The sequence below is a fragment of the Ilyobacter polytropus DSM 2926 genome (assembly GCF_000165505.1).
Lineage (GTDB): Bacteria > Fusobacteriota > Fusobacteriia > Fusobacteriales > Fusobacteriaceae > Ilyobacter > Ilyobacter polytropus.
Map to the genome: position 1 here is coordinate 1,814,745 of NC_014632.1, position 12,678 is coordinate 1,827,422.

Sequence of the window (12,678 nt, forward strand, 5' to 3'; positions counted from 1 at the left end):
TGATGGTGTATTTATCAAAATATTTTATAATGATGTTGGGGTGGGCTTAATGGAAAATAAAGTTTTGGTTACAGGATATTCAAAAATTCCGGGGGGAATTGCAGGTTCTGACGTTTATTCAGTTATAGGCTTAAGTTTATTGGTAGATGCTACCACCGGAAAGATCTTAGAAGCTGACACCAATCTGGTTATTTCGTTGGCAAGACGGCATATTAATGACATTCTTGTGGGAGAAAAGATAACAGACCTTCAAGCTCTAGAGTACCGGTTTAAAAGCGAATATCATGGTTCTGCAAGAAAGGCTCTTATTGTCGCAATGAAAATATGCTATGACAGATATCTAAAGGCTATTGAAAACAGAAAGAATTTAGAAGAAAAAAATTAAAATTATAACTCTTAATTTTAAATACTCTTTCAATGATTTAAAGTAAAATTTTTTAGTCGGACCGCTTTTTTAACAATTCGTTAAAAATTCAGTCTGACTTTTTTATTTTATTTCGAATTTTTAGTAAATTACTGACTTTATCCAAAGTTCCGTTACTTTTCCTTGATGAAAAGTAACCAAAAATCAAGGCCTGTGAAAAATAAGCTAAATAACCTTGAAAATCCAAGAAAAACTCGAAACTCGCTTTGCTCAGACAGTCGATTTTTTCTAAGGATTTCACTGCGGTTATTCTTAACGCTTATTTTATCAATGGCCAAAAGAATTTCAAAAGATTTAAAAAAATTATTTAAAGATTTTAATTCCCCCCTTTAAAAAATACCGTTAAGAAATCATCTTGTGAAATCCACTTTCATTGAAATAAGGAGGTTTACCGACTATATTTCAATAGAAAGTTAGTTCAGAAGTGATTTTAGGTATTTTTTTGGGGTGCCTTTTCTTTGGTTACTTTCTTTGGGCAAGCAAAGAAAGTAACACAGCCTTTCGGAGAAATTCAATAATTTAATTAAAAATCAAAAAAAAGGAGCTCCTCAAAGGATAATAATTCTAAAAATCCCCTGGGAAACTCATCTCAAATTTCAATATAAAAATTTTCTATGTTTAAAAAATAAAATTTATAAATTTACCTTTTCTATCCAACCTTCAGGAGCTTCGACATCTCCAGTTTGTATTCCTGTAAGAGTGTTATATAATTTCTTTGTAACCTCTCCAACTTCAGTTTCACTGTAGAAAACATGTTTTTTCCCTTTGTGACTTACTGCTCCGATAGGAGATATAACTGCTGCCGTTCCACATGCACCGGCTTCGATAAACTCATCTATACTGTCTATAGGTACATCTCTTTGCTCTACCTTCATTCCCATATAATTTTCTGCAATGTATACCAATGATTTTCTTGTAATACTTTGTAAAATAGAAGGTGACTTCGGTGTTACAAAAACATTGTCCTTTGTAATCCCAAAGAAATTAGCTGCCCCAACCTCTTCAATTTTTGTATGTGTGGCAGGATCTAGATATATACAGTCAGCATACCCCTTTTTTACTGCTTCCTCATGTGGCATCAAACTTCCTGCGTAATTCCCTCCGACTTTTACAGAACCTGTTCCCATAGGAGCAGCTCTGTCATATTCTGTAGTTATGAAATTAACCGGACTCATTCCACCTTTGAAATAAGGTCCCACTGGCATTACAAAAATTCCGAATATATATTCCTTAGCAGGAGAAACCCCTATATTGTCACCTACACCTATAATATAAGGTCTTATATAAAGTGTGGCTCCGCTTCCATATGGAGGAACAAATCTTTCATTTGCCTTTACCACTCTCTTACATGACTCTATAAAAAATTCTTCTGGTATTGTAGGCATAAGAATTCTTTCACAGCTTATATTCATTCTTTTTGAGTTTTCATCAGGTCTAAACATGCATATTTCCCCATTTTTATGCCTGTAAGCCTTTAGTCCCTCAAAACACTGCTGTCCATAATGAAGACATGGAGAAGCCTGACTTATAGTTATCTTATCATCTGTTACAAGATTTCCATCATCCCATTTCCCGTCCTTGTAGTAAGCTACAAAACTATAGTCTGCCTTGATATAGCTAAACCCCAATTCTTTCCAGTCAATCTCTTTATTCATTGAAAATCCCCCCTGTTTAGTTTAACAAATCAAATATAAATTATACTATAATATGCTTCTTTGTCAAATTAATCAACATAATTTTTTCAACAATAAAAAAAGATAAATGCTATAATCTCTAATATATAATTTGGATAAAAAAATAAAACAGCTTCAAACCTGATTATTTCTAGCTTAAATATAAAGGAGGTCACAAAATGAGTATCTTATCAGAAGTTCTTTCAAATGTAAAAAAAAGAGATCCATACGAACCTGAATTTCACCAGGCTGTAGAAGAGGTTTTTGAATCATTAGAACCTGTTGCAAAAATGCATCCTGAGTGGGTTGAGGCAGGAGTATTTCAGAGAATAGTTGAACCTGAAAGACAGATTTTTTTCAGGGTTCCTTGGATAGATGACAATGGAAAAGTACAGGTAAACAGAGGTATGAGGGTTCAATTCAATAGTGCCATAGGTCCTTACAAAGGAGGACTTAGATTTCACCCATCTGTATATCCCGGAATTATAAAATTTCTGGGATTTGAACAGATTTTTAAGAATTCCCTCACAGGACTTCCTATGGGTGGAGGAAAGGGAGGCTCAGATTTTGATCCTAAAGGAAAGTCAGACAGAGAGGTAATGAGATTCTGTCAGAGCTTCATGCTAGAGTTATCTAGACATATAGGGGCCGATACAGATGTCCCTGCAGGTGATATAGGGGTCGGTAAAAGAGAGATCGGCTATATGTTCGGAATGTACAAAAAAATTAAAAATGAATTTACAGGAGTATTAACCGGAAAGGGTCTAAATTATGGAGGAAGTCTCGTAAGAACCCAGGCCACAGGTTACGGAGTATGCTACTTCATGGAAGAGGCATTAAATAACATCAAGAACAAGTCCTTCAATGATTCTATCGTTGTTGTATCTGGATCTGGAAACGTTGCTATTTATGCTGCAGAAAAAGCATCTCAGTTAGGTGGAAAGGTTGTGGCTATGAGTGATTCAAAGGGTTATATTTATGACTCTCAAGGAATCAATCTAGAAACAATGAAAAAAATAAAAGAAGTGGGAAGAAAAAGAATAAATGAATATCTGAAATACCACCCAGAAGCTGTATACACAGAAGGAAGTTCTAATATATGGAGTGTCAAATGTGACATTGCCCTTCCTTGTGCCACTCAGAATGAACTAGACGAAAATGCCGCCAAGACTCTTATTGAAAACGGATGCTTTGCTGTGGGAGAGGGGGCAAATATGCCTTGCACTCCAGAGGCAGTTCATCTTTTCATAAAAAAGAATTTAGTTTTTGCTCCTGGAAAGGCATCCAATGCAGGAGGGGTTGCTACTTCGGGGCTTGAAATGAGTCAGAATAGCATGAGATATTCCTGGACTTTTGAAGAGGTTGATTCAAAGTTAAAAGAGATTATGAAAGATATTTTTAAAAACACACATGAAACTGCAAAAAAATATGGCTTTGAAAACAATCTGGTAGCCGGTGCAAACATTGCCGGATTTGTAAAAGTAGCAAGTGCCATGTATGATCAAGGAATAGCATATTAAAAAAACTCCCACAAGGGAGTTTTTTTAATATGCTTCAAGTTTTTCTCTGAGATCATCCTTATGCATGAAACCAGTCAGTTGATCTATTTTATGGCCATCTTTAAATACCAGCATTGCCGGTATACTCCTAATACCATATTCAGATGCAATAGCCGGATATTCATCTACGTTTACCTTACATATTTTAGCATGAACTTCGTCTGATAGCTCATCAAAAAATGGTTCCATCATCTCACACGGACCACACCATGGGGCCCAAAAATCCACTAATACTACCCCTTTTCCTTCTAGTGCCTCTTTTTTAAAGGCAGCTTCATTTAGTTCTATAGCCTTACCCATAATTTATCCACCTACTCAAATTTATATATTAAAAAACTCCCTAAGGGAGTTTTTTTAATATGATTCTAATTTTTCTTTAAGAGCAGGCTTTTGCATAAGACCTACTAATTGATCTACTTTTTTTCCATCTTTAAATACTATCATTGTAGGTATGCTTCTGATTCCGTATTCAGCTGCAAGACCTGAATACTCATCAACATTCACCTTACATATATTGGCTGTAACTTCTTCTGAAAGTTCCTCTAAAATTGGTCCCAGCATTTTACAAGGTCCACACCAAGATGCCCAGAAGTCTACTAATACGACTCCCTTTCCTTCTAGTACTTCTGTTTTAAATGTAGCTTCGTCTAACTGGATAACTTTACTCATTGTTATTCCTCCTATCAATCAAATTACTACTTTGAAAACATTATATTCTCATAATGTATCATCCACTGAAACTTTTGTCAATCAATTCTACACTCATAATTCCTTTTAACTTTATATTAAATTAACCTTATTTTTCCTCTAAAAAACTTTGAAATATAAAGTTAATTATTGAATTTTTTTATAAGTTCCTGTATAATCTTTATTAAAAAGATAAATAATTATTTATTATAGGTGGTTATATGCAGTTTCAAAGATTAGAACTTTTAATAGGAAAAGAAAAAATAGAAAAACTGAAAAATTCTCACGTTATTATTTTTGGTCTGGGAGGAGTAGGTGGATTCACTGTTGAGGCCCTTGTTAGAGCAGGTATAGGGGAGATCTCAGTGGTGGATTTCGATTCTGTAGACATCACAAATCTAAACCGTCAGATTATCGCAACTCATGAAAGTATCGGAAGAAAAAAAGCAGATTTGATAAAAGAAAGGGCTCTTTCAATAAACCCAAATGTGAAAATCAATTCATACATAGAAAAATTTTCCAAAGATACAGAAGAGATGTTTTTTCAAAACAAAGACTATGATTATGCCATAGATGCCATCGACTTGGTGTCATGCAAACTTGATCTTATAGAGATATGCAAGAAAAAAAATATACCTGTGGTCTCTTCTATGGGAACTGGAAACAAATTAAATCCAACGATGCTGGAAGTAGCGGATATTTCCAAAACATCTGTTTGTCCCCTTGCAAAGGTTATGAGAAAAGAACTGAAAAAAAGACGTATTGGTAAAGTAAAGGTTATCTTTTCAAAAGAGGTCCCAAAAAAGCCTTTAAACGACCAAAACAGCAGAGAAAAAAAAATCAATGTTGGCAGTGCCTCTTTTGTCCCTTCTGTGGCAGGACTTATAATTGCCTCTGAAGTTACAAAGGATCTCTGCAGAATTTAATCCATAAAAAAGGAGAATTTTATGAAAAAAATAGGTCTATATTACGGATCCACTTCTGGAAAAACAGTAGGTGTGGTAGATGAGATAGAATTTAATCTAGGAGAACTTGCAGATGTACACAATGTAGTCGATGGAATCTCTGATCTTTCTAAGTACGAGAACCTTATTTTAGCTGTCCCCTCTTACGGAGTAGGGGAACTGCAGGATGACTGGGTAAAAGTCTTTGAAGAATTTAAATCGGTTGATTTTACTGGAAAAACAGTTGCCCTTGTGGGAATAGGAAACCAGACCACCTTTGGTGAAACTTTTGTAGGTGCTATAAAAATACTCTATGATACAGTTATTGAAAATGGCGGTAAAATAGTTGGTTTTACTTCAACAGATGGGTACTTCTTTAAAGAGTGTGAAGCTCTGGTAGACGGAAAGTTTATGGGCTTGGTTTTAGATGAAGAAAATCAAGATGACTTGACTCCAGACAGGATATATGACTGGTTAGAAGATATAAAACCATTGTTTAATTAAGGAGCTGATGCTCCTTTTTTTATTTCAGAAAAACCACTTATGGCAAGCTTTTTCCTGATATTACGTTTTTCATAAAAATAATCCGTTCATAAGTTTTAGAATATAGTCACAGGATATTTTAAAAATAGTGGTAAAATTAAATAATGGAATGAAAAATTTATAATTAAAATATGATCACCAAACTTATTTCGTTGAACTTTTGACAAAGATGACTCTTTAAGATAATATCTATTTAATATATGTATAAACCTTTGATTGGCGGTGGATATGGAAAGATACGACAGAGTTTTTGAACCCTTGGGCAACTTTGAACTCAAGGGTATTACAGATAAAAGCATAGAAAAACTAAAAAATCTTGGGATAGTTACCTTATACGACCTTTTTTACTATTTCCCCAGAAATTACGAAGACAGAACTAATTTTAAAAGTATTAATCAACTAAAAGAGGGAGAGTACGCCGTTATAAAAGGTAAACTCTTTGGTATAGAAACTTTGAGAACAAGAACCAGAAAAACCATGATAAAGGCAAAAGTCTCTGACGGAACAGGTTTTGTAGAACTTGTGTGGTTTCAGATGCCTTATTTGAAAAAATCCCTAAAAATGGGAGACGAATATATATTTATCGGAAATGTGAAAAGAGGATACAATTATCAGATGACTAACCCTGAATACAGAAAATATGCTGAAAGTAAGGGGGTTAGCAAGGAAATCCTGCCTATATATAGCTCCAACAAAGACTTCAACCAAAGATCCCTCAGAAAAATAGTAAAAACAGCTCTTGATTCTTATACTGAACTTTTCCAGGAAAACATTCCAGAGGAGATATTAAAAAAATACAGTATAGCAGACCGAAAAAAGGCTTTGAAGGATATACATTTTCCCAAAAACACAAGAGATATAGAGGAAGCTAAGAGACGTTTTGCTATAGAGGAACTCTTAATTTTAGAAACTGGAATTTTAGAAAAAAGATTTGCAATAGATTCAATGAATAATGAGATGTACGTTTTAGAAGACAATAAAAATCTCGTAAAAAAATTCCTAGGAAACCTGGGTTACAGCCTTACAAAGGCACAAAAGAGAGTCGTTACAGAGATTTATAAAGAGCTAAATAACGGAAAAATTATAAACCGATTGCTTCAGGGAGATGTGGGAAGCGGAAAGACCATTGTGGCAGTGATAATGCTCCTATATATGATAGAAAACTCCTATCAGGGTGTTTTTATGGCTCCTACAGAGATACTGGCCACCCAGCACTATCTTTCCATAGCAGATACCCTCCTCGAGCTAGGGATAAGGGTAGAGCTACTCACAGGAAGTGTAAAAGGCAGGAAAAAAGATGCCATTCTAGAAGATATTAAGAACGGTAAAATAGATCTTATTGTAGGGACTCACTCCCTTATAGAGGACAACGTGGAATTTCACAAACTCGGATTAATCGTTATAGACGAACAGCATAGATTCGGAGTAATTCAGCGAAAAAAACTCCGGGAAAAGGGAGTCATTGCAAACCTTATTGTAATGAGTGCAACCCCTATACCACGTTCTTTAGCCCTTAGCATCTACGGGGATTTAGATGTATCCATTATAGATGAGATGCCTCCAGGAAGGACTCCTGTAAAAACCAAATGGATAAATAGCAGCAGTGATGCAGAAAAGGCCTACTCTTTTATCCAGAAAAAACTAACGGAGGGAAGGCAGGCTTACTTTGTTGCCCCCCTTATAGAGGAGAGTGAAAAACTCAGCTTCAAATCGGTCCAAGAACTGTTTAAAGAGGTTACAAGAAGGTTTCCCCAGTGCAGGGCAGGTCTCCTCCACGGAAGGATGAAAAACAGCGAAAAGGACGAAATAATGCATTTTTTTAAAAATCACAAACTGGACATTCTGGTTGCTACTACAGTTATAGAGGTGGGAATAAACGTCCCCAATGCCTCTATAATGGTCATAAACAACACCGAAAGATTCGGTCTGTCTGCCCTTCACCAGCTGAGGGGAAGAGTGGGGAGAGGAATACATCCCTCCTACTGCTTTCTTTTTTCTGAGACAGACAATGACGTCTCAAAATCAAGGCTTATGATTATGGAGTCTACAACTGACGGATTCAAAATAGCTGAAGAGGACCTTCGCCTTAGAAAGCCAGGTGAAATCTTCGGTATAAGGCAAAGTGGTTTCAGCGACCTTAAGTTTATAGATATAATACATGATGTGAAAACAATTAAAATGGTCAGGGATATTGCCTATGAATATCTGAGAAAAAACAGCGGAAAGATAAAAAACACCCATCTCAGAATTGATATAGACAACAAGTTTCTAGAGAATCTTTAATTATTGGAGGTAGCTATGAAAATACAGATGTATACGCAAAAACTCGTAGATTTAAAAGGATCCGATCTTCACCTTAAAGTAGGAATCAGACCTGTAGTCAGAGTAAATGGTGAGCTGTTTTATCTCGAAGGAGAAACTATAACAAAAGATTATATGGAAGAGTTGATAACTCCCCTCATGAACCCAAAGAGGGAAAAAGAACTAAAAGAGGAGCTTACCACTGACTTTGCCTATGCAGTTCCAGGTCTTGCCAGATTCAGGGTAAATCTTTCCTACCAGAGAGGATCATATATGATGGTAATGAGAATGATAAATAATGATTCTCCTGATATCGATGAACTCAATCTTCCAGCTTCTCTAAAGGATATCGTCGATACGAAAAATGGTCTTGTTCTGGTAACAGGAGCCACAGGAAGTGGTAAGTCTACTACTGTTGCGGCTATGATAAACTTTATCAACAGCCACTATACCAAAAACATAATAACAATAGAAGACCCTATAGAATACCTTTTTAAAGATCAAAGCTGTATTGTGGCACAAAAAGAGATCGGTTCAGACGTGGTATCCTTCGAATCTGCCCTAAAGTACGTATTGAGACAGGACCCAGACGTGATCTTTTTAGGGGAGCTTAGAGACAGGGAGACTATGGAAGCTGCCATAAAGGCATCTGAGACAGGACACCTTGTTATATCTACCCTTCATACAATAAATGCATATCAGACAATCTCTAGAATAATAGATTTCTTCCCAGAAGAGAGACATAAGCAGATCAGATATCAACTTTCTGAAAATATAAGAGGTATAATCTCTCAGAGACTGGTTCCTACTGTAGATGACAAAAGAAGAGCCGCCAATGAAGTTATGATAAACTCTCCTACCATAAGAGAGCTCATCTTAACAAGTGAAGGAACTGCTCAAATACCAAAGTATATTGCCGACGGAAAAGACAGTAACGGAATGCAGACTTTTGATCAGTCTCTTATTGACTTATATAATGAAGGGGTAATCACATATGATACTGCCCTAAAATTTGCAACAGTTAAGAAGGATATCGAGCTTCTGAGAAGAGGTGTGAGCTTTTCTTCCATGGCAGATATGTTCAATGAAATGGTTGAAGAAAACTAAAAAATATAGTATACTGGCTAGGTTAAACTAAGGATTTATAAAGTTTTCACATACATAATATAGAAACGGAGGGAAGGGAATGAAATTTAGCAATCTTTACGTAAAGACGCTAAAAGAGACCCCTAAAGATGCAGAGGTAATCAGTCACAAACTAATGCTCAGAGCAGGAATGATAAAAAAACTAGCCAGTGGTGTTTATACTTACCTACCTTTAGGATATAAAGCGCTTAGAAAAGTTGAAAAAATCGTAAGAGAAGAGATGGAAAGAGCCGGGTCTCAGGAGATATTCATGCCGGTACTTCAGCCATCTGAAATATGGCAGGAGTCAGGAAGATGGGACACTATGGGTCCTGAAATGATGAGAATAAAAGACAGACATGACAGAGAGTTTGTCTTAGGACCGACTCATGAAGAGGTTATAACCGATATCGTAAGAAATGATATCTCTTCATATAAGTCCCTTCCTATGAACTTATATCAGATACAAACAAAATTCAGAGATGAAAGAAGACCTAGATTTGGTCTTATGAGAAGTAGAGAGTTTCTGATGAAAGATGCCTATTCTTTCCACGCATCTGAAGAGTGTCTTGATAATGAATTTGAAAATATGAAGGCAGCTTATACTAGAATATTTGAAAGATGCGGACTAAAATTTAGGTCTGTAGAAGCAGATTCAGGTGCTATCGGTGGATCTGGTTCTCAGGAATTCCATGTTCTTGCAGAATCTGGTGAAGATGAGATAATCTACTGTGACTCATGTGGATATGCTGCAAACCTTGAAAAAGCTGAAAGTGTAGCTTTTATTCCTGAATATGAGAAGGAATTACTGCAGGCAGAGCTTTTGGATACTCCAAACATCTCAAAAATAGAAGATATAGCAGAGCATCTCGGGATTGAGACATCTCAGACTGTAAAGGCTATAATGTTTAAAGATATAGGTTCTGAAAAGGTGTATATGGTTCTTATGAGAGGGGACTATGAAATAAATGAAGTTAAGCTGAAAAACCTTCTTAATGCAAGTGAATTGCTTATGCTTACAGATTCTGAACTTGAAGATCTCAATCTGAAAAAAGGGTACATGGGACCATATAATTTAGATGCTGATAATATTTTTCTCGTTGCTGATGAGACTGTACTTAAGATAGTTAATCACACAGCTGGCGGAAACAAAATGGACACCCACTACATCAACGTAAACTACGGAAGAGATTACGAGGCTGATATCATAGGAGATATCAGAACTGTAAAAAAAGATGAGGGATGTCCTAGATGTTCCGGTACTTTAAGCAGTGCTAGAGGTATCGAAACTGGACACGTATTCAAGCTAGGGACAAAATACTCAGAATCTATGAAAGCAACTTTCCTTGATGTAAATGGAAAAAGCAATGTAATGATGATGGGTTGCTATGGTATAGGGGTCTCTAGGACAACTGCAGCTGCCATAGAACAAAACTACGACGAAAACGGAATAATCTGGCCATCGGCAATAGCTCCGTATGTTGTAGATGTAGTTCCTGCAAACATGAAAAACAAAGATCAGGTCGCTCTTGGAGAAAAAATCTATACCGAACTTCTAGAAGCTGGAATAGACACAGTGTTAGACGATAGAAATGAAAGACCCGGGTTTAAATTTAAAGATGCAGACCTTATAGGATTCCCTTTCAAAGTTGTTTCTGGAAAACAGGCCGCAGAAGGTATAATAGAGATTAAAATAAGAAAAACCGGTGAAACTTTAGATGTTAAATCAGAAGAAGTTGTAACTACAATAAAAGAGCTTATGAAAAAATATTAATATATAAAAACATGAGACGGTCTTAAACCGTCTCTTTTTTTATTCTATATTTTTCAGATATCCCGAGAAATAGCATAGGAAATTCCGAAAAAATATTAATTTTCATAATATCCATAAAAATAAAAATACCTGTAAAATACAGGTATTTTTTAGATTTATCCCATTATTTTTTCCATTATCTCATCTGGAATGTCAAAGTTTGAGTAAACGTCATCTACATCATCGATGTCTTCTAAGGCTTCAAAAAGACCAAAAACTTTTTTCGCTGTATCTTCATCTGTTATCTCCACTTTGTTTTCAGGAATCATAGTTACCTCTGCTTCCTCATACTTATAGCCAGCTTCTACAAGAGAATCTAATACAGTCTGAAAATCTGCCGGGTCTGTAATCACTTCAAAGGTCTCATCTTCAAGCTTTACATCCTCTGCTCCTGCTTCTAATGCAGTCATCATAAGTTCTTCTTCATCTATTCCCTCAGCAGGTATTTCTATAAGTCCGTTTTTATTAAACATCCATGCTACAGCTCCGTCAGATCCTAGATTTCCTCCTCTTTTGGAAAAAGTAGATCTCACTGAAGATGCTGATCTGTTTTTGTTGTCAGTAACTACGTCAACTATAAAGGCAGTTCCTGATGGACCGTATCCTTCATATCTTATCTCTACGTACTCAACTCCTTCAAGTTCTCCGGTACCTTTTTTTATGGCTCTATCTATATTATCCTTTGGCATATTTCCTGATCTTGCTTTTTCTAAAGCCAGTCTAAGTCTAGGGTTGAAGTTTATATCTCCTCCCCCTTCTTTTGCTGATATTGTAAGTTCTTTTCCAAGTTTTGTGAATAATTTGGCTCTTTTTTTATCCTGAGCACCTTTTCTATGCTTTATGTTCGACCATTTACTATGTCCTGCCACGATAATACCTCCCAATTTTATTTAAAATTCACTAAATATTTTATCACATCATTTTTTATTTTTCAACTTAGCGAAAACTTATTTGTCTTTCTAGCTTCATATTATCAAAAATTATTTTTTAATAGACAAAAAGTCCCGTGTGTACAGGACTGGTTTTTAAATCTCAGTTTTTATCATTTTCAGATCATTCCAAAATTCCACAGCAGGTCTAGCTTTTTTCCCGTCAAGACCCCTCACACGTTTTACATATCCCGGATCATAGGTTGGAATGACTTTTATATTCCCCTCCCAGTTATAGACTTTACCTCTCATATCTGATATATTCGATTCCTCATTGAGAAGCACCGTTACTACCTCTGGTCCTAATGCCACTATTATTTTTGGTTTTATAAGAGCTATCTGCATATCCAGATACTCCTTCATAACTTTTTTTTCCTCTTCAGAAAGCTCTCTCCATTTTAGTATACACTTGGAAATATTTGTTATATAGTATTTTTCAGGCGATAAATCTGCCAGATCGCAAAGCTTTATAAAAAATTCTCCACTTGTTCCTGGAAGTACTCTCATGTTCTCATCTTCAAAAAGGTCTGGGTCATCCCCTATAAATAGAATATCCCCCTTTGTGTTCCCTCCTCCTAAAAGAAGTTTTCTGTCTTTGACTCCGTCTAATTTCGGCATCTTCATTCCGCCTAGATCAAACTTTAGCTCTTCCCACAACTCTCTAATCTCCAATTTCATCA

General features: G+C 35.8%; 12 protein-coding genes. 7 read left to right on the forward strand and 5 right to left on the reverse strand.

Annotated elements, in window-relative coordinates:
- Positions 1-49: 49 nt before the first annotated feature.
- The gene (locus ILYOP_RS08490) at positions 50-385 is read left to right on the forward strand and encodes a DUF3870 domain-containing protein (RefSeq protein WP_013388128.1); all 336 of its coding nucleotides are present in this window, start codon (positions 50-52) and stop codon (positions 383-385) included.
- A 671-nt stretch (positions 386-1,056) separates the two neighbouring features.
- On the opposite strand, the gene ILYOP_RS08495 is transcribed toward ILYOP_RS08490, so the two are convergent.
- Entirely contained in the window at positions 1,057-2,079 is a 1,023-nt protein-coding gene (locus ILYOP_RS08495; protein ID WP_013388129.1) for a branched-chain amino acid aminotransferase, read from the reverse strand.
- Positions 2,080-2,276: 197 nt separating this feature from the next.
- On the opposite strand from ILYOP_RS08495, the gene gdhA reads away from it, so the two are divergent.
- Entirely contained in the window at positions 2,277-3,617 is a 1,341-nt protein-coding gene (gene gdhA, locus ILYOP_RS08500) for an NADP-specific glutamate dehydrogenase (RefSeq protein WP_013388130.1), read from the forward strand.
- Positions 3,618-3,641: 24 nt separating this feature from the next.
- Here the strand turns inward: gdhA and trxA (ILYOP_RS08505) are convergent, their stop codons facing one another.
- Positions 3,642-3,956, reverse strand: coding sequence for a thioredoxin (gene trxA, locus ILYOP_RS08505; protein ID WP_013388131.1), 315 nt, complete (start codon positions 3,954-3,956; stop codon positions 3,642-3,644).
- 54 nt (positions 3,957-4,010) lie between these two features.
- Positions 4,011-4,325, reverse strand: coding sequence for a thioredoxin (trxA, locus tag ILYOP_RS08510; RefSeq protein ID WP_013388132.1), 315 nt, complete (start codon positions 4,323-4,325; stop codon positions 4,011-4,013).
- A 239-nt stretch (positions 4,326-4,564) separates the two neighbouring features.
- Between trxA (ILYOP_RS08510) and ILYOP_RS08515 the strand changes: the two genes are divergently transcribed.
- From ILYOP_RS08515 to ILYOP_RS08535, 5 genes are all read left to right on the forward strand, one after another.
- On the forward strand, positions 4,565-5,269 hold the full coding sequence (locus tag ILYOP_RS08515) for a tRNA threonylcarbamoyladenosine dehydratase (protein ID WP_013388133.1): 705 nt from the start codon (positions 4,565-4,567) through the stop codon (positions 5,267-5,269).
- A 21-nt stretch (positions 5,270-5,290) separates the two neighbouring features.
- Complete coding sequence (locus tag ILYOP_RS08520; protein ID WP_013388134.1) at positions 5,291-5,791, forward strand: flavodoxin; 501 nt, start codon at positions 5,291-5,293, stop codon at positions 5,789-5,791.
- Between the two features lie 267 nt (positions 5,792-6,058).
- Positions 6,059-8,113 (forward strand): ATP-dependent DNA helicase RecG, encoded by a 2,055-nt coding sequence (gene recG / locus ILYOP_RS08525; RefSeq protein WP_013388135.1) that lies wholly within the window; start codon positions 6,059-6,061, stop codon positions 8,111-8,113.
- 15 nt (positions 8,114-8,128) lie between these two features.
- The gene (locus tag ILYOP_RS08530; RefSeq protein ID WP_013388136.1) at positions 8,129-9,238 is read left to right on the forward strand and encodes a type IV pilus twitching motility protein PilT; all 1,110 of its coding nucleotides are present in this window, start codon (positions 8,129-8,131) and stop codon (positions 9,236-9,238) included.
- 79 nt (positions 9,239-9,317) lie between these two features.
- A complete protein-coding gene (locus ILYOP_RS08535; protein WP_013388137.1) occupies positions 9,318-11,030 on the forward strand; it encodes a proline--tRNA ligase in 1,713 nt (570 codons plus the stop codon).
- 155 nt (positions 11,031-11,185) lie between these two features.
- Here the strand turns inward: ILYOP_RS08535 and ILYOP_RS08540 are convergent, their stop codons facing one another.
- Together ILYOP_RS08540 and ILYOP_RS08545 are read right to left on the reverse strand one after the other, a co-directional pair.
- Positions 11,186-11,938 carry a YebC/PmpR family DNA-binding transcriptional regulator gene (locus ILYOP_RS08540; protein WP_013388138.1) on the reverse strand — a complete coding sequence of 251 codons (753 nt, stop codon included), beginning with the start codon at positions 11,936-11,938 and terminating at the stop codon, positions 11,186-11,188.
- 156 nt (positions 11,939-12,094) lie between these two features.
- Entirely contained in the window at positions 12,095-12,676 is a 582-nt protein-coding gene (locus ILYOP_RS08545) for a uracil-DNA glycosylase (RefSeq protein ID WP_013388139.1), read from the reverse strand.
- Positions 12,677-12,678: the final 2 nt, after the last annotated feature.